The 18,685-nt window shown below is 40.0% G+C and carries 16 protein-coding genes; 12 read left to right on the top strand and 4 right to left on the bottom strand.

What is annotated here, in order from left to right; all coding sequences use genetic code 11:
- Positions 1-54 precede the first annotated feature (54 nt).
- From G5B11_RS14850 to G5B11_RS14840, 3 genes are all read left to right on the top strand, one after another.
- Positions 55-405, top strand: coding sequence for a hypothetical protein (locus tag G5B11_RS14850; RefSeq protein WP_173728901.1), 351 nt, complete (start codon positions 55-57; stop codon positions 403-405).
- 162 nt (positions 406-567) lie between these two features.
- On the top strand, positions 568-1,491 hold the full coding sequence (locus G5B11_RS14845; protein WP_173728900.1) for an ABC transporter ATP-binding protein: 924 nt from the start codon (positions 568-570) through the stop codon (positions 1,489-1,491).
- Positions 1,488-2,378, top strand: coding sequence for an ABC transporter permease (locus G5B11_RS14840; protein WP_158421242.1), 891 nt, complete (start codon positions 1,488-1,490; stop codon positions 2,376-2,378). Before G5B11_RS14845 ends, G5B11_RS14840 begins: the two co-directional genes overlap by 4 nt.
- On the opposite strand, the gene G5B11_RS14835 is transcribed toward G5B11_RS14840, so the two are convergent.
- Positions 2,365-3,969 carry a hypothetical protein gene (locus G5B11_RS14835; RefSeq protein ID WP_173728899.1) on the bottom strand — a complete coding sequence of 535 codons (1,605 nt, stop codon included), beginning with the start codon at positions 3,967-3,969 and terminating at the stop codon, positions 2,365-2,367. The two genes, G5B11_RS14840 and G5B11_RS14835, sit on opposite strands and share 14 nt — an antisense overlap.
- Positions 3,970-4,192: 223 nt before the next feature.
- On the opposite strand from G5B11_RS14835, the gene G5B11_RS14830 reads away from it, so the two are divergent.
- From G5B11_RS14830 to G5B11_RS14805, 6 genes are all read left to right on the top strand, one after another.
- Entirely contained in the window at positions 4,193-4,741 is a 549-nt protein-coding gene (locus G5B11_RS14830; protein WP_173728898.1) for an NUDIX hydrolase, read from the top strand.
- 184 nt (positions 4,742-4,925) lie between these two features.
- Positions 4,926-6,467, top strand: a complete 1,542-nt coding sequence (locus tag G5B11_RS14825) for an ABC transporter substrate-binding protein (protein WP_158421239.1) — start codon at positions 4,926-4,928, stop codon at positions 6,465-6,467.
- Positions 6,468-6,540: 73 nt separating this feature from the next.
- A complete protein-coding gene (locus G5B11_RS14820; RefSeq protein WP_158421238.1) occupies positions 6,541-7,554 on the top strand; it encodes an ABC transporter ATP-binding protein in 1,014 nt (337 codons plus the stop codon).
- Complete coding sequence (locus G5B11_RS14815; RefSeq protein WP_158421237.1) at positions 7,547-8,458, top strand: ATP-binding cassette domain-containing protein; 912 nt, start codon at positions 7,547-7,549, stop codon at positions 8,456-8,458. Before G5B11_RS14820 ends, G5B11_RS14815 begins: the two co-directional genes overlap by 8 nt.
- Positions 8,455-9,462 carry an ABC transporter permease gene (locus G5B11_RS14810; RefSeq protein WP_330382899.1) on the top strand — a complete coding sequence of 336 codons (1,008 nt, stop codon included), beginning with the start codon at positions 8,455-8,457 and terminating at the stop codon, positions 9,460-9,462. Before G5B11_RS14815 ends, G5B11_RS14810 begins: the two co-directional genes overlap by 4 nt.
- Positions 9,459-10,346 (top strand): ABC transporter permease, encoded by an 888-nt coding sequence (locus G5B11_RS14805; RefSeq protein WP_158421236.1) that lies wholly within the window; start codon positions 9,459-9,461, stop codon positions 10,344-10,346. Before G5B11_RS14810 ends, G5B11_RS14805 begins: the two co-directional genes overlap by 4 nt.
- Before the next feature lie 59 nt (positions 10,347-10,405).
- Here G5B11_RS14805 and G5B11_RS14800 read toward each other — a convergent pair whose 3' ends face one another.
- The 3 genes from G5B11_RS14800 to G5B11_RS14790 are packed head-to-tail and all read right to left on the bottom strand — an operon-like array spanning position 10,406 to position 14,963.
- Positions 10,406-11,908, bottom strand: a complete 1,503-nt coding sequence (locus G5B11_RS14800; protein WP_158421235.1) for a response regulator — start codon at positions 11,906-11,908, stop codon at positions 10,406-10,408.
- Between the two features lie 2 nt (positions 11,909-11,910).
- Complete coding sequence (locus G5B11_RS19480; RefSeq protein ID WP_173728897.1) at positions 11,911-13,689, bottom strand: sensor histidine kinase; 1,779 nt, start codon at positions 13,687-13,689, stop codon at positions 11,911-11,913.
- 2 nt (positions 13,690-13,691) lie between these two features.
- On the bottom strand, positions 13,692-14,963 hold the full coding sequence (locus G5B11_RS14790; protein WP_158421233.1) for an ABC transporter substrate-binding protein: 1,272 nt from the start codon (positions 14,961-14,963) through the stop codon (positions 13,692-13,694).
- A gap of 203 nt (positions 14,964-15,166) precedes the next feature.
- On the opposite strand from G5B11_RS14790, the gene G5B11_RS14785 reads away from it, so the two are divergent.
- The 3 genes from G5B11_RS14785 (at position 15,167) to G5B11_RS14775 (ending at position 18,563) form a co-directional block, all read left to right on the top strand.
- Complete coding sequence (locus G5B11_RS14785; RefSeq protein ID WP_158421232.1) at positions 15,167-16,765, top strand: carboxylesterase/lipase family protein; 1,599 nt, start codon at positions 15,167-15,169, stop codon at positions 16,763-16,765.
- Between the two features lie 253 nt (positions 16,766-17,018).
- Positions 17,019-17,504: an HD domain-containing protein gene (locus tag G5B11_RS14780; protein WP_173728896.1), complete on the top strand. Its 486-nt coding sequence runs from the start codon at positions 17,019-17,021 to the stop codon at positions 17,502-17,504.
- A gap of 18 nt (positions 17,505-17,522) precedes the next feature.
- A complete protein-coding gene (locus G5B11_RS14775) occupies positions 17,523-18,563 on the top strand; it encodes an alcohol dehydrogenase (protein WP_173728895.1) in 1,041 nt (346 codons plus the stop codon).
- Positions 18,564-18,685: the final 122 nt, after the last annotated feature.

Genomic DNA, 18,685 nt, shown 5'->3' with positions numbered 1-18,685 from the left:
GCACCATAATTAAGACACAAAATCCTGACTGGAAAGGACGGTAGCATTATAAGTATGTTAAAAGATATACTGGAGAACTATATATCAGAAACAAAGCCACATTACTATCCTCCTGTGGAAAACCTGCTTGATCTGATCTATGAACATTACACGGAAAATAACCTGTGGAAGGAAAATACAACTGCCAGGAAAGCCGGGCAGGCAAAAGAAAAGGAACTGGAACAATGGCTGCAAGGAATCGAAGGCATGGACCGAGTGGTGGAGGACGATATGGGGGAGAGGATACCACTTTGGGAGGAGATCATGATTCGTCATGGGAGTGTATGCTGTGCATGGGAGAAAGATTCATTTGAGGAAGGATTGAAGGTTGGGATCAGGCTTATGATGGAGGTATTTTCAGAATAGCCCAATCCACAGCATATCGTTCACTGGAAAACAAATATTCACTGGATTCACTGGGAATCTGAGAGGAATGGTAGAATTATATATGCTGGTTATGGTATAGTGGAAAAGGAGATTTGATCATTTCCGTAAGAAAGAATGTTTGTGGAAAGGAAGATATGAAAAATGGAAAAACAGTTGGATCCTGTAATAAAAATACAGCATCTGAATAAGTCCTTCGGTAGTGTACATGCTGTAAATGATCTAAGCTTTCAGGTAAGAAAAGGGGAGCTATTTGCTTTTCTTGGCGTAAATGGAGCAGGCAAGAGTACCACGATCTCGATCATCTGCGGGCAGCTGAAAAAGGACAGTGGAGAGGTAAAGATCGGCGGCAACGAAGTAGATCAGAAGCCGGGAGACATTAAAAGAATGATAGGTGTTGTTTTTCAGGACAGTGTGTTGGATAAGCCGCTGACTGTCAGGGAAAACCTGGAGAGCAGAGCCGCACTGTACGGTATTACAGGTAAGGAATTTGACAAGAGACTGGAAGAGCTGTCCATTATCCTGGATTTTAAAGAGTTTATGAACCGGCAGATGGGCAAACTGTCCGGCGGTCAGCGAAGAAGAATTGACATTGCCAGGGCACTACTTCACAAACCTGAGATATTGATTCTGGATGAGCCTACCACAGGACTGGATCCTCAGACCAGAAAGCTGATATGGAGTATTATCGAAAAGCTTCGAGTATCAGAGAATATGACCGTTTTTCTTACAACACACTATATGGAAGAAGCAGCATCTGCAGGTTATGTAGTGATTCTGGATAAGGGGAAGATTGTGGCAGAGGGTACACCTTATCAGCTGAAAAATCAATATGTACAGGACTATGTTTCTATATATGGAGCAGGAGAAGAACAGATCCGGCAGCTTGGCAAACCTTATAAGGCAATCCGGGATGGTTATCAGATCCAGGTACAGAACACCGGTGAAGCAACAAAGCTGATTGTAGAGCATCAGGAACTGTTTCAGGATTATGAAGTAGTAAAGGGCGGCATGGATGATGTATTTCTTGCTGTAACCGGAAAGGTATTAGGAGGTGAGAATCCATGAAAACCACGTTGGCATTAATAAAACGAAACAGGAAGCTGTTTTTCAGAGACAAGGGCATGCTGATCTCATCCTTGATCACTCCGATTATTCTGATCGTATTATATGGGACTTTTCTTGCTAATATATACAGAGATTCTTTCCTGTCGGCCCTTCCTGATTTCTTTAAGATTTCTGATAAATTAGTGGATGGCACAGTAGCTTCACAGCTTGCAGCCGGACTTCTTGCAGTCAGCTGTGTAACAGTAACCTTTTGTGTAAACCTGACTATGATACAGGACCGGGCCAGTGGTGCAAGAAAGGATTTTAATGTATCTCCTGTAAAAAGACCATTGATCTACCTGGGCTACTTTTTTTCAACTGTGCTGAATTCCTTAATGGTAAATCTGCTGGCTTTGGCATTGTGCCTTGGCTATATTGGCATCATGGGATGGTATTTAAGCGTGGCAGATGTTTTATGGCTGATTTTGGACGAGATCCTTCTGGTCCTGTTTGGAAGTATTTTATCCAGCATTGTCTGCTACCCTTTGAAAACCCAGGGACAGATGTCAGCTGTGGGAACCATTGTAAGTGCAGGATATGGATTTATATGTGGTGCATATATGCCTATTTCTAATTTTGGAAGCGGATTGCAGAAGGTTCTTTCCTTTATTCCAAGTACATATGGGACTTCTTTGTTGAAGAATCATATGCTGAGAGGTGTTTTTGAGGAAATGGAAAAGGAAGGGATCCCCACACAGGCAATTGCGGGGATCCGGGATTCCGTGGACTGCAATCCTATCTTTCTTGGGAAAGTTGTAGGAACAGGATGGATGTTGGCAATCATGGCTGGTACCATTGTGATCCTGGGGATTCTTTATCTGCTGATCACAGACCTTAAGAAAGAGTAGAAGGTTTTTCTGTTTGATATCCGCTCCAGCTTTGAAGAGCTGTTGCACCGGATTGATCTGCAGAATCACTGTAAGAATCGGTTGTGATGGTGTATTGGCTGTCACCTTCTACATAAACAGTGCCGTCAGTTCCCTGGATAGTCACAGCTTTGCCCTGGTCATCTACGATGGTTCCTTCATTGGAGAGGGAAGTAACGGTGCTGTCTCCGGTAACTGTCCAGGTTGAGTCTTTGCTGACAGTTACGTTGCAATAACCGGAACCACCGTCACCGGCATATGTTTCATCATCAAGGATTGCGCCTGTCAGATTACTGCTGTCTGTAATATAGAAATCAAGGTCACTGATAGAATCCCATATCACATCTCCCTGCATGTCCTGACTGATTGCGGTAAAGGTACAGTCTGCGCCATTGGCACCTGCCTGTCCCCAGCCACGCTGATTGGTATTGCCTGTACACTGCAGGAAAAACTCATTGTCATCATTATAATTAATATCTACATCATTTAAAGTGATGGTGCTTTCCGTGTTGGTGGTGTAGAATACACCACCGTTTTGGGAAGTAAGGGAACCACCATCCATCTGGAAGGTGCTGTTACCTACTTCTGCGTCACCAGACATGCTTTGATATAAAATGACAGTCCAGGTGTTGTCATTTTGATCCTGATCACTCATATTTCCGGTAAGATCGCAGTCATACAAGTGGATTGAGTTAAGACCTTCGATACATACAGCTTCCGATCCGTTGGCTGTGAGAGTCGCATTATTTACTGCAATATCTGCTGTACTGTAGATGGCAGGAGAGCCGATCCCGTTGGAAGTATAGCTTCCTCCATCCAGAACCATTGTGCCGCCGCCTCTGTCGCTTCGGATGGCTGCGGAAGATTCACCATTGGTTTCAACATTCAGATCCCAACCATAAAGGGTGCCTCCGCCAGCGGTATGTACACCGCCGGAGGTGCCCTGCTCTGTTTTAATGTCTGTATCTGCCGCATAGATCGTACCATTACCATATGCGAACAGACCAGCTCCACCATTTGCGTTCGTTGTAATACTTCCACCTTTTACGTAAGCTGTTCCGTCTGTTGCCAGAACGGCTGCACCTACCCCATAAAAGCTGGCATCATTGCCACCGGTACTTTCCTGGGACTCCCGGGATATGGTTACGTTGTCAAAAGTCACATTGGCACCGGAAGAGATCAAAGCTGCATTTTCATCGGTTCCTGTGGATTCAAGGGTTGTATTTTCAATAGAGGTATCTTCTGTATATTCATTGACAGCGGTGTAGCTATCCACGCCTTCAGACTGACCGCCATCAGGACCGCCTTGTCCGTCCGGAGCCTCACCTTCCGGTTTTTCGGGAGCCTTTCCGTTCGGAGCCTCACCTTCTGGTTTTTCAGGAGCCTGTCCGTCCGGAGCCTCACCTTCCGGTTTTTCAGGAGCCTGACCATCTGGTGCTTCATTTGTGACTTTCTGCTCCTGTGCTGTATCTGCTTCTGTAGTGGTAGAGACGTCTTCTGCAAACGTGGTTGCTGGAACGGCTGTAGATGTTACCATGATTCCCATCAAAACTGCTAAATATTTTTTCTTCATTTTTATGTTGTCCTTTCTGTATGAATGTTTGTTGTCTTGTTGTTTATGTAAAATAATATATATGAAGACTGTGTTTAAAATATGGAAAAAATGTGTTCCTTATGTGGGAAAAATGAAAAAAAAGTGTGTATTAAGATTTGCACGAAAATGTGGAAAGGCATATAATTAATTCCCGAAAGGGTATTGTTGGTTAGAAAACTTGAGATAAAGGACGAAAGAAGCCATGGAATTTTTTGATATTATTAATGAGGCAGGAGAGCCAACCGGGCAGACTGTAGAGCGGAGTATTGCACATGCTCAGGGGATAAGACACAGAACTGCCCATATCTGGGTCATAAGGGAAATGGAAGGCAGGATTCAGGTTTTGCTGCAAAAGCGTTCCACAGAGAAAGATTCTTTTCCCGGCAGGTTTGATACCTCTTCGGCAGGGCATGTGCAGGCAGGAGACGAACCATTAGAATCTGCATTAAGGGAACTTTTTGAAGAGCTGGGGATTAAAGCACAAGCCAGGGATCTGGAATTTGCAGGAACATTTCCTATCCGGTATAAAAAGGAGTTTTATGGAAAGCTTTTTTGGGATAACGAGATTGCATTTGTATATGCTTACAGGAGGCCTGTGGAAATAGAAAGCTTAAAGCTTCAAAAAGAAGAGGTTGAGGAAGTGCAGTGGTTTGACCTGGAAAATACTCTGTCAGAATGTAAAAAGAAGAATCAGAAATTTTGTGTTCCAATAGAGGGACTAGAGCTTATCAAAAGATATCTTACAGCATAAACACATGTCAGCTGGGAGTCAATCCCCCAGCTGATATAGCCTCGTTTGAATAACGTATGCAAATATTGAATACATCTGTTGCAAATAAGAATGGCCGAATATCCCCCTACAGGGCTTATGAAGAATCGCTGATTTTGGTATCATTGAGAAAGTTACCAAAATTAAAAAAGCGAGGGATCAAAGAATGAAAAAGGGACTTTTAACAATGGTAGGAATGCTTCTGACTGTATTTATGGCCAGTGCAGGCACAACAATTCCTGCATTTGCAGAAGAAGAAACAACTCTGGTATATGGAAGTGGAGATTATACCAGGATCAACCCGGCTATGGATGAGCATGGCGAGATCAATATTCTGATCTTCAGCGGATTAACTGCACATGACGGAGAGAATCAGGTAGTTCCAGGACTGGCTAAGAGCTGGGAGTTCGATGATGCAAACAATACCTACACATTTCATATGGTAGAGGATGCCAAATGGCAGGATGGTGAACCTGTTACTGCAGATGATGTTAAGTTTACAATCGAAGCTATTATGGATCCGGAAAACGGTTCTGAGAATGCACCTAACTACGAGGATGTAGAAGAGATTAATGTGATCGATGATCATACTGTTTCATTTAAGCTTAAAGACAAAAATGTTGCATTCCTTGATTATATGACAATGGCAGTTCTTCCTAAGCATCTGCTTGAGGGAGAAGATATGCAGACATCTGATTTCTTCCGTAACCCGGTAGGAACAGGCCCATACAAAATCGAATCTTGGGATGAAGGACAGGCTATTACTCTGGTTAAGAATGAAGATTATTTCAAAGGCGAGCCATCCATTGATAAAGTTGTATTCAAGATCGTACCCGATGACAATGCGAAAGCACTTCAGTTAAAATCAGGAGAATTGGATCTGGCTCTTCTCACGCCGAAGGATGCAGCTTCTTTTGCTGATGATGATGCATATACATGCTATGATATGAAGACTGCTGACTATCGTGGAATCATGTTTAACTTTGGCAACGAATACTGGCAGAAAAACCGTGATCTGATCCCGGCAGTATGCTACGGACTTGATCGTCAGGCAATTATTGATGCAGTGATCCTTGGACAGGGAATGCCGGCTTATGGACCGCTTCAGAGAAATATTTACAACTATGAAGATGTTGAGCATTATGATTACAATCCGGAAAAAGCAAAAGAAATCCTTGAAGCTGCTGGATGTGAGATGGGTGATGACGGATTCTATTATCGTGATGGCGAAAAAGTGGGATTTGTTATCAGCGTAAGTTCCGGTGATCAGGTACGTATTGATATGGCACAGATCGCAGCACAGGAACTGAAAGAAATTGGCATGGATGTATCCGTTGAGATTCCTGCACAGATAGACTGGGCTGGACAGATGGCATTCCTGATCGGATGGGGAAGCCCATTTGATGCTGACGACCATACCTACAAAGTATTCGGAACAGATAAGGGAGCAAACTACTCCAGCTATTCCAATGAGGAAGTTGACAAATATCTGACCGAAGCAAGACAGACCGCAGATCCCCAGGTTCGTGCCGAGGCATATGCTAATTTCCAGAAAGCTCTTGCAGAGGATCCGGCTTATGCAATGATCTGCTATATCGATGCTAACTATGTTGCTGACAGCAATATTAAGGGAATTGATCCTGATACAGTTATGGGACATCACGGAGTTGGTATTTTCTGGAATGTTGCAGACTGGACGATTGAATAATAAAACGAGATAAGGGTTGTGATGGGGGCGCCAGGAGTGCCCCCTTTTTACACTAGCGGAAAAAGGATTAAAAATGGAACATTTATTAGAGGTTAAAAATCTTTCAGTCAGCATAGAAGGTTCCTTAGGAGAAGTACAGGCAGTGAGGGACGTGTCTTTTTCGTTAAAAAAGGGAGAAGTGCTGGCTATAGTTGGCGAATCCGGATGTGGAAAGAGTGTGCTTTGCAAAAGTATCATGAAGCTTTTGCCACCAAGTGCAAAGATCAAAGAGGGAAGTATCCATGTGAATGGACAGGATATCACTTGTTATCGGGAGAAGGAGATGCAGAAGCTTCGTGGAAAGGTTTTTTCCATGATTTTTCAGGATCCTATGACATCCTTAAATCCAACGATCAAAATTGGAAAACAGATCGCAGAAGCAGTGCTGATCCACAATAGAAAATATACAAAAGCGCAGGTAGATCAGAAGGTTCTGAGACTTATGGAGCTGGTAGGTATTTCTCATCCAAAGGAACGCTACCATCAGTATCCCTGGCAGTTTTCTGGTGGAATGCGCCAGAGATGTGTTATGGCGATTGCACTGGCAGCAGATCCGGATATTTTATTTGCAGATGAACCGACCACAGCATTGGATGTGACCATACAGGCACAAATCCTGGATCTTCTGCGTGAAATACAGAAAAAGCTTGGAACAGCGATGATACTGGTTTCTCATGATTTGGGAGTTGTTGCCAGGGTAGCAGACAGGGTAGCAGTAATGTACGCAGGTAAAATCGTAGAGATCGGTACAGCAGAGGAAGTGTATTACGATCCCAGACACCCATACACATGGGGATTGATGAAGTCACTTCCTGCATTTGCAAATGGAAAAGAAAGTCTGTACACAATTCCCGGTATGCCGCCTACATTGATCCATCCGCCTAAAGGTGATGCTTTTGCATGTCGAAATGAGTATGCCCTGAATATTGATTATGAAGAAATGCCGCCTATGTTTAAGATAACAGATACGCATTATGCGGCAACCTGGCTGTTGGACCCACGGGCACCACAGATCAAATCACCTATGGGAGGGCAGTTCAGTGAGTAAAGAAGTTTTATTAGATGTGAAGCATCTGACCCAGCAGTTTCACCTGACAAGAAAAATCAAAGTAAAGGCTGTGGACGATGTTTCATTTCAAATCCATAAAGGTGAAATCTTTGGTCTGGTAGGAGAGTCTGGTTCCGGGAAATCTACAGTAGCCAGATGTTTGATGAATATATATCAGCCCACGAAGGGAGAAATCTGGTACAAAGACGTAAATATCTGTGATAAAAAGGAATTTAAAAAGCATAAGAAAATGCTGCAGACCAGACGCCAGATGATCTTTCAGGATTCAGCATCCAGTCTGAATCAGAAAATGAAAGTGTCTGATATTATTACTGAGCCTATGAGAATTCAGCATATCACACCGCCCAGAGGAAGCTTTGTGAAAGAGGCTGCATTTCAGATGGAATATGTAGGACTGGAGAATAGCTTTCTGGATCGTTATCCATCTGAATTGTCAGGCGGCCAGAGACAACGAGTGGCGATAGCCAGATCCTTGTGTATGGAACCGGAATTTCTGGTGGCAGATGAACCGATTGCTTCTCTTGATGTGTCCATACAGGCACAGATCGTGAACCTGTTCCGCCATCTGCAGGAGGATCATGGATTTACATTTTTATTTATTGCACATGATCTGGCGATGGTTGAATATCTTTGTGACCGGGTGGGAGTCATGTATCATGGAAAACTGGTAGAACTGGCTCCAGCAGAAGAATTGTATTCCAATCCGGTGCACCCTTATACGAAAACATTGTTATCTGCAATTCCTGTTCCGGATCCGATCAGGGAAAGAAAAAGAGTCCTCCAGTATTATCATGGGGAGGGAATGGAAAACAGTGTATGGACAGAAGTGTCACCAGGACATTTTGCAATGACCCAGGCTGACAGAAAGGGGTGCAGTATATGATGAGACAAAAAAAGTTAGTCTACTATGGTACAAAAAGCCTGATATTCCTGATTTCTGTATTTATACTTTCTGTTGCAGTATTTTATGTAGCACGTCTTGCACCGGGAGATCCGCTGATCTCTTATTATGGAGACCGTACAGAGAAGATGAGCCCGGAAGAACGTGAATGGGCAATGGGAAAACTGGGTTTGAATGAACCCATTTCTGTGCAATACGTGAAATGGGTAAAAAATGCTTTTCATGGAGAGTTTGGCATTTCCTTTAAATATAAACAGGATGTATTAGAAGTAATTGGCAACCGCATTGGCAATACACTTTTGCTTGGAGGAATCGGATTTATCATTATGTTTGCAGGAGCTTTGCTTCTTGGAATCCTATGCGCCTGGTACGAAAACCGGATGGCAGACCGGATCCTGTGCAAGCTGGGAACCATATCAAGTTGTATTCCTGAGTTCTGGATGGCTCTGGTGCTGATCCTTATCTTTTCCGTAAATCTTAAGGTTTTGCCAAGTAGTGGCGCTTACAGCACCGGAAATGCAGGAAATGTTGGAGACCGGATTCTGCATCTGATCATGCCGCTGACCATCGTGGTTCTGGAGCATTTGTGGTATTACGCTTACATGATCCGAAATAAGATCCTTGAAGAGGTTCGTGCAGATTACGTTCTTCTGGCAAAAGCAAAAGGATTGAATAAGAAAAAGCTTATGTTCACGCATTGTGTCCGAAACGTAATGCCTGCTTATCTGAGCATTATGGCAATTGCAGTCCCTCATGTACTGGGGGGAACCTATGTAGTAGAAAGCGTATTTTCCTATCCTGGAATCGGAGCTCTGTCTTATGAGAGTGCCAGATATCATGATTATAATCTGCTGATGTTGCTGTGTATGATGTCAGGAATCCTGGTTATTTTCTGTAATATTGTCAGTCAGACTATCAATGAACAGATTGATCCTCGTATGAAGGATGAAGTAATAACCGAGAAATCGGAGGTAGTGGAAGGATGACTAATAGTTTATTTGAATTTGCAGGAAACAAAAAGACAGAAACAATAATTCCGAAAGCAAAGAAAAAGTGGTATAAGAACAAACCAGTGGTTTCGATAGCAATCCTGGTGCTTATCATACTTGGCTGTCTGGGTGCAGAACTGATCATGACAAAGGATCCCACCTATATGGATCTGCTGAATTATAACAAGGCGCCTGACAAGGAATTCCTTTTTGGTACAGATACCATGGGAAGAGATATTTTTTCTATGATCTGGTATGGGGGAAGAATCTCAATTCTGATCGGTGGTTTAGCTACTGTAATTTCTACTTTTATTGCAGTTGTGGTTGGGGCATTCAGTGGAGTGGCACCGGCATGGCTTGATGAACTGATTATGAGATTTACAGAGATATTCCTAAGTATTCCAACTCTGCTTCTGATCATTCTACTGCAAGCTATCATGGGAAATGCGAATGTTCTCAGCCTGTCATTTGTGATTGGCGTGACCAGCTGGACCAGTATTGCCAAAGTGGTACGTACTGAAGTACGACAGATACGAAATAGTGAATATATTATCGCTGCAAAATGTATGGGAGCAGGGTTCTTTCGTGTTTTGTGGAAACACCTGGTACCCAACTTTTTCTCATCAATCATGTTTATGGTTGTTATGAACGTAAGAACTGCAATGATCTCAGAGGCTACCTTGAGTTTTATGGGAATCGGTCTTCCCATAGAAGTTATCACATGGGGCAGTATGCTATCTCTGTCAGATAAAGCATTGATGACAGGCTCCTGGTGGATCATCCTGATCCCAGGGCTTTTCCTGATTGCTACAGTACTCTGTCTGACTAATATAGGAAATGCCTGCAGAGAGCAGGCAAACAGAAAAGAAAGTAATTTTTAAGAATTTTTTAGTGGCAGCCTCCTGCATCTACTATGTTTTCAGGTGCGGGAGGCTGCATTTTACATGGAACGATATTCTGAAGGTGTCATACCACAGGATTTTCGGAAAATCTGAGTGAAATAAGAAGCATCATTATATCCTGTAAAAGTGGCTATATCCGTAATGTCAAAGTCTGTATTTATTAAAAATTCCTTTGCCTTTTTCAGGCGCAGCTCCGTCAGATACTTGGAAAATGTTTGTCCTGTTTTATTTTTAAATGTTCTGCTCAGGTGTCCCACGCTTACAAAATATTTATGTTCTGCAAGCTCATTTAATGTGATATCGTCAGCATAATGATTTTCAAGATAACCTAAAATGTTTTCTATCAGAAGTTCGTTTTCATCTTCCTCATTTTTCTCCCCAACTTCTTTCAAAATCATAAATAAATATTCTTTTAACTCATCCGCTGTATGGAATTGATACAGATCAATCTTAAAGTCAAACAGGAAATATCCCCCTTCTCCAGCCGGAACCTGACATCTATTATAATAGTTGTTCCGGAGGATAGAAAAAAGCTGTATGACCGCATTATAAAGGCTGTAAATGTTTGCATGTTCTTTTATACATCTGGCAAATAATTTGTCTATGATTTTTTCTGCCTCATGAATGCGTCCAAATTCTATGAACCTGCTGAATATTTCCAATGTTTCTTTTTCCAGCAGATTTGTGATTTCCAGTTCCTTCTTCCAGAAAAACAGATTGTCATTTATTAAAATACGGTTATTAATTGCGTAAATACATTCTCGGTATGCTTTTTCAATTTCAGCTCTTTCTTTATGAATGCCACTGATTCCAAACCAGGAATTATGACCTATGCTATTTCTTAGCTGCAGAAAATCAGCCTCACCAATACATGCTTTGAAATCCATTTTCTCTTTGCAAAAAAAGAGTAATATACATTCTCCTTTATTTTTAAAATACCAGCTTTGTATATTAGAGGCATTTTTTTTGCCCTGTAAATAGTTTTCAATTTTTTGATAACCTGAATTTGAAACTTCTCCCTTCACCATATAAAACCAGGAATGAGCATTCCAAAGATCAGCAGGCATCATGTGGTCAAATAGCTTTTTATTATGTATCAGCTGTGCAAAATCCAGGTTCTCAACAACACCTTTTAATTTATTAATATTCTCCAGATTATCGAACTTCGCTTTTTCAATAAGAATATCCTTAATACATTCAAGTAATTCTGATTCATTAATTGGTTTTGTCAAATAGTCCTTTACATGATATCGCAATGCCTTTTTGGCATATTGAAAATCTTCATATCCCGTTTCTACCACTACTGCACATTTTGGCAAATGTTCCTGTACATATTTTGCCAGTTCCAGACCATCTAAATTGGGCATACGAATATCCGTAATGATAATGTCTGCTTCATTTTTCTGAAGATATTCTATTACTTCTTCTCCATCTTCAAAATCTCCTTCTACCAAAATTGGTAATCCGGATTTCTCAAGCATCATAACAAGTACTTTTCTTGCATAATATTCGTCATCTGCAACTAAAATTTTAAAGTTCATTATTACACCTCTTTTGGCAATATAGGAAAACGGACCTTTATACAAGTATATTCTCCCAGGGTACTTTCAATTGAAATTCCAAATTCTTCTCCATAATAGTTTTTAATTCTCTGGTGCACGTTGATTAGACCAATTCCGGATGAACTATGATTTATGCCCTGCTTCAGGTCCTTCTTAAGCTCCTGGCGCAGCATCTGCAATGTTTCATCGTTTATTCCATTCCCATTATCACAAATACTGATCTCTGCTATATGATCTGAACTGATTTTTCCTGTCAGTTCTATTCTGCCTCTTTTTTTACATGGAATAACACCATGTTCTATTGCATTTTCCATTAATGGCTGCAAGATGAATTTTAACATTTCACAGGTCAGCATCTCCTCATCCACGTTATAAATTACATCAAATTTTCCAGGAAAACGCAGGGACTGTATTTTTACATAGCATTGAAGATTTTCAAGCTCCATTTTCAGCTGTACAATATTTCCACCTTTTACATTGTAATGGAAAATATGGGACAGGCTTTCCGAGATTTCGGATATTTCTTTAATTCCGTTTAGCTTTGCCAACGCACTGACAATATTTAATGTATTATATAAAAAATGAGGATTGATCTGATATTGCAGCATTTGCAGTTCGGTTTTCTTCTGACTTATTTCGTTTTTGTAAGCCAGAATAATATTTTCTTCAATACGCGATACAAGATCGTTATAACCACTTACCATTGTAGAAATTTCTTCTGGTACGTCCTCTGATAATTGAATATGCCTTGGCTTTTGTTTTTTATGTAATGTTACCTGATTTAAGGCATTAGAGAATTCAGAAATAGGTTTTGTAATACGACTGATCAGCTGCATGCCTCCAAACAGTAAAAATACAAAAATCATCAAAACCCAAAAGCAAAAGGGCAAAATATTCTTTGTACTATTGAAGGTAAAACTTTTTTTCGGCATACATTGAACCAGATACCAGTCCAAATCAGTGATTTTAACAACATATGCGTTCCAGATAGTGCCGTCTGTTTCCAATACTCCTTGATGATCTGAATTTTCATAAATGTTTTTCACATCCTTCAGAAGAAAATTGTTTTCTTTTTCAGAAGAATAAATCATCCCGTTTTTATTAAAAAGACAACATTCGATTTCATTATTTGAAAACACAGAAAAACTTTTTTCTATTTCTTCAAAGTTCAGATCGATATAAATCGTAGCAAGCTTTTCATCTGATGTTACCGGATACATAGCATATGCAATTGTTAATAGTTTATATGGAAGCATGTTTATTTCGCCTTCATATATGTCTGTGATGTGTTTCTCATTTTTATGACCTGCTTTTGAATAGACAATATGATCTTGTGCCTGCTCAACCTGCTTTAATGAGTCCTCAACAAAATTGCCATAAATATTTCCATTTTTGGTTAAAATCGTAGCACGTAAAATAAATGGGTTAATCCCGCAAATATCCTCTAAAATATTATTTACATAGTTCGAGTTTGAAAGTTGTTTTTTTAGAGATTGCTTTTGATAGTCGTTTCGGAGATTTGTCATGATATCTTTATCTATTAAAGGTAAATATTGCAAATAATCCAGATTCTTTGTTATCGTTTCAATCTCCAGTTCCCACTGACTGTTCATTCTGTGCAAGTAAGACCAATTATTTTTTTCAGCCTCTTTTATATCAATAAAAAAGGATGCACAAATGACTATTAAGGAAAATAGAAAACAGCATGCCAGTCCAATAAAAAGCTGCCACCATACAGGCAATCTTGAAATCCTCTTCACACTCAGTCTCCTTTCAACAGAATAAAAAGATCATTCCATTCCTTTAAAAATGATTTTTCGGTATTCCTTTGAGGTGAACTGAAAAAGTTCTGAAATAAAGCATCCCTTGCATCAGACTTGTCGCTCTCGTAAGCAAATTCTTCCAGATCAAAATCACCATTCCTGATGCTGTCCGTAAATGCTTTTGCATATTTGTCTGCTACATCTACAGATTTTATACAGGAATATGCCCCTGCTTCTTCTGCATAATATTCACTCATCTTTTTTGAAAATACATAATCCAGAAATTTTCCAACTGCTTCTGTATGGGTACAGGAAGCTGAAACTCCCAAGGATGCATCTATTTTTACTACCACTTTTTCATCACCTTCATGATATGCAGGGAATGGCATAAATAACAGATCGATATCCGGATTGATTTTTTTTATTAAGGGATATGCCCAGTTTCCCTGGAGAAACATATATGCTTCCCCGTTTGCAAATGTTTTTACTGCTTCGTCATATCCTGTGTTTATTGTTTGTTTCTGACTGTATTTTCTTATTTCTAAATATCTCCTGGTGGAATCAAGTGCAATAGAATCTTCATATAAAAGTGCATCACCATCTAATACCTTCTGAAATAGGTCGTCCTGGCTTCCCCTGGATGACATATCAATTGCATCCCATCCCTGGTGAACGGTCCAGCTGTCTTTATCTGCAAAAACAATAGGAAGCTTTCCAGCTTTTTTTATTTGCTGCATGGTATCAATAAGTTCAGAATAAGTAGAGGGAATCTGATACCCTTCTTCCTCCAGCATCTTTTTGTTATAAAATATTCCTCTGTAGTTCACAGATAATGGAAGTACGTAAGTACCATTATGAATTTCTAATTTTTCCAAAAAATGCTCATTAACACAACGGGTTGCCGAAAAATTGTCTAAAGCCTGCAAATATCCACCCGTTACATATTTTTTCAGATCATCTTTCTTAGCTCCAATAAATTCAACAATATCCGGGAATTCTCCCTGAACTGCACGTATTTGCAACTCCTGATCCGGATTGGGTACTTCCAGATGTTCAACATATATCTCGTCCTGTGACTCATTAAAATCTTCAATGATTGTTTCAAAAATATGCCTTGTTTCTCTTTTGGACGTGAGAAATACAAGTGTTTCTTTTTCATCTTTTTCACTGTTTATTTGCTGCTTTTGACTATATTCTTTCACATATAACAGACCACTGCCTGCAATGGCACAAACAGCAATGAATAATAATATTTTCAGATTTTTTTTCATAGGAGTTCCCTTTTCATATTGAATTAAAAAATACACTATTTTCCTACTAAATATAGTACAACGAATCAGGTGGTTTTTCAATCAGATTTACCAAACAATTAAAGAAATCAAAAAAATAATAGTGACAAGTTCAAAAACTTATAGCGCTGCCAGAACGTTTTTTTTATAATAAAGTTACAAAATATGAAGGAGGGTATTAAGAAATGAAGAAAAAAATTATTAGTATTCTTTTAAGCAGTGTTATGATTTTCTCTATGGGGATTTCAACAGTTTCTGCTGCTGCAGCTGACGATACTTCAGCTACAGAAAGTGTTGTAGTCAGCAAAACAGAGGGCATTACAGATACCGCATACGGAAAGGTTCGTGGTTTTATTGACAACGGAACTTATACTTTCCGTGGGATTCCTTATGCAAAAGCCGACAGATTTGAACAGCCGGAGGCTCCTGATACATGGGATGATGTGCGCAATTGTCTTGTCTATGGTTCTACAGCTCCTATTACAAATATGACAGATCCGGATGGCGGAGATTTCCTGATTCCTCATCGTTACTGGGCACAGAGCGAAAACTGCCAGAATCTGAATGTTTGGACACAGGATCTGGATACCAATGCAAAGAAGCCGGTTATGGTATGGTTCCATGGTGGCGGATACACCAACGGTTCTGCTATCGAAGGTATTGCATATGACGGAAAAAATCTTAGCGAATATGGTGATGTAGTTGTAGTAACTGTAAACCATCGTTTAAACGTACTTGGCTACTTAGATGTTTCCGAATATGGTGAGGACTATCAGTATTCTGGTAACTGCGGCACAGCAGATATGATTGCATCCTTAAAGTGGGTAAAAGAAAACATTGCTAATTTTGGCGGCGATCCTGACAACGTGACTATTTTCGGACAGTCTGGTGGCGGCGGTAAAGTCATCAGCATGTTAGCTTCCCCTGAAGCAGAAGGATTATTCAATCAGGCGGTTGTACAGAGCGGAAGTGAACGCTATATCGAAAAAGATACTGCAAAAAAGATTACTGCAAAAACTCTTGAAATTTTAGGAATTTCAGATAACCAGATTGAACAGTTAAAAGAGGTTCCGTATGATACTCTTGATGCTGCTGCAACTGAAGCATTAAAAGAAGTTGGCGATGAAATTGGAACTTCTTTAAGCTGGCGTCCTGTTCTTGATGAAGATTATATTCAGAGTAATTTCCAGGAATGGACAAATGACATTCCGGTTATGGTCGGTTCTGTATTTGGAGAAATGAATTGCTGGACATGTCTGGATCCCAATGAAACCAACAAAAACTCCTGGACTGAAGAAGAAGTTGACGCAAAATTAACAGAAAAATACGGTGATAAAGCTGAAGCTGTAAAAGAAGCTTTCCTGAAAGCTTATCCTGAAAAGAGTGCTTGTGACGCTTATTATGTAGCAGATCGTACAAAGTTCACCAATACCCTTACAAAACGAGTAGAAGCTGGTGCAACTAAAAATTATGATTACGTTGTATCTTATGAATCTCCAATTGATGGTGGTGTAAACCTGTGGCACTGCGGCGAAATTCCATTTGTATTCCACAATGTAGATCTGGTATCCGGCAGCTATGGCGGAAGTCAGGATGCTTATGATCTGCAGGATGTAATGGCAAGTGCATGGGTAAACTTTGCACGCACCGGAGATCCAAATGGTGACAATGTACCTGAATGGAGCACCTATACTTCTGACAACAAATCTACTATGGTATTCGATACCACAAGTGGAGAAAGAGTTGATTATGATGCTGAATTACAGGAACTGATCAGCCAGTAACAGTATATAACCGCTCTAGTAAGTAATAAAGATATTAAAAGTATATAACATCTCTTAATAGACAATATAAATCCTCTTGGAGTGACAGACACTTAATGATCCTGTCATTTCAAGAGGATATTTTGTTGAAAAAATGTACATCGTATTCTCACTTTTTTCCCTCCCATAATAGCATTTAGCTTTTGTTTCTGTTAAAATATAGCATGATAAATATTATTTGTATGTTTGATTTTCAACAGGGAGGAAACATTAAATGATAAACAAATTACATTTGGCAATGATTGAATTATATAGAGGAGATGCAAAGAGGATTCAACATTTTTGTAAAGTGCATAGATATGCAAAATTGATAGCAGAAACGGAAAATGTAAATAAGAAATGCTTATTTACTATTGAAGCAGCAGCTTTGACACATGATATTGGAATTCATTTCTGTGAAGAAAAATATGGAAATTGTAATGGAAAATTACAGGAAAAAGAAGGTCCTGCAATCGCAGAAAAGTTGCTTGGAGAATTAGGCTTTGATCAAGATGTATCTGGTCGGGTACAGTATTTGATTGCACATCATCATACCTATGATAATATTGATGAAATCGATTATCAGATATTGGTAGAGGCTGATTTTCTGGTTAATATTATGGAGGACGGTTTATCGAAAGATGCAGCTCTAAAAGCCTATCATAATATTTTTAAAACCCCATGTGGAAAAAGGATGTGCAGGGAGATGTTTAATATTTGAAAATGGTGGAGGAAAACAGTGCAGGCTTATACATATGTATCAAAAGGAAAATTTGAATTAAGAGAAAAACCGAGACCGTTAATCATGCATGAAAGGGATGCTATTGTAAAGGTAACACTTGCGAGTATCTGCTCCAGTGATTTACATATCAAGCATGGAAGTGTTCCACGTGCAGTTCCGGGAATTACTGTTGGTCACGAGATGGTTGGAATTGTTGAAGAAGTTGGAGGTGCTGTTACTCATGTTAAACCGGGAGACAGAGTAACAGTAAATGTGGAGACATTTTGTGGTGAATGTTATTTCTGTAAAAAAGGTTATGTTAATAACTGTATTGATCAAAATGGCGGTTGGGCTCTTGGCTGTCGTATTGATGGTGGTCAGGCTGAGTATGTGCGTGTACCGTTCGCAGATCAAGGCTTAAACAAGATTCCGGACAAAGTTACAGAGCGACAGGCATTATTTGTTGGAGATGTTCTGGCTACCGGCTACTGGGCAACTCGTATTTCTGAAATAACAGAAGACGACACAGTACTGATCATCGGTGCAGGCCCTACAGGAATCTGTACATTGCTTTGTGTTATGCTGAAAAATCCCAAGCACATTATCATGTGTGAGAAAGACAAAGATCGTATCCAATTTATTAATAAGCATTATCCTGATGTACTTACTGTTTCTCCGGAAGAATGTGAGGAATTTGTTAAGAAAACAAGTGATCATGGTGGAGCAGATGTTGTTCTTGAAGTTGCAGGAGCAGAATCAACGTTTCGTCTTGCATGGGAGTGCGCAAGACCGAATGCAATTGTAACAATCGTTGCACTTTATGATAAAGCACAGAGTTTACCGCTTCCGGATATGTATGGCAAAAATCTTATTTTCAAAATCGGTGGAGTGGATGGATGCGATTGCGATGAGACATTGAAACTGATTGCTGAGGGAAAGATAAATACAGAACCACTTATTACGCATACCTATCCTCTAAGTAAGATTGAAGAGGCCTATGATCTCTTCGAGAATAAGAGAGATGGTGTTATAAAAGTAGCTGTTGAATGTTGGCATTAGTAGAAAAGAGAGTTTCTAAAATGGCAACAAATAAGTACACAGGAACACAGACGGAAAAAAACTTACAGGAAGCATTCTATGGTACACTGATATAGTATATCAAAAATGAGAGGGAGATTCAA

Source organism: Blautia glucerasea (assembly GCF_013304385.1).
In the GTDB taxonomy this organism is placed as follows: domain Bacteria; phylum Bacillota; class Clostridia; order Lachnospirales; family Lachnospiraceae; genus Blautia_A; species Blautia_A ammoniilytica.
The sequence above is the reverse complement of the archived record's forward strand: the minus strand, read 5'-3'. Positions and strand labels throughout refer to the sequence as shown.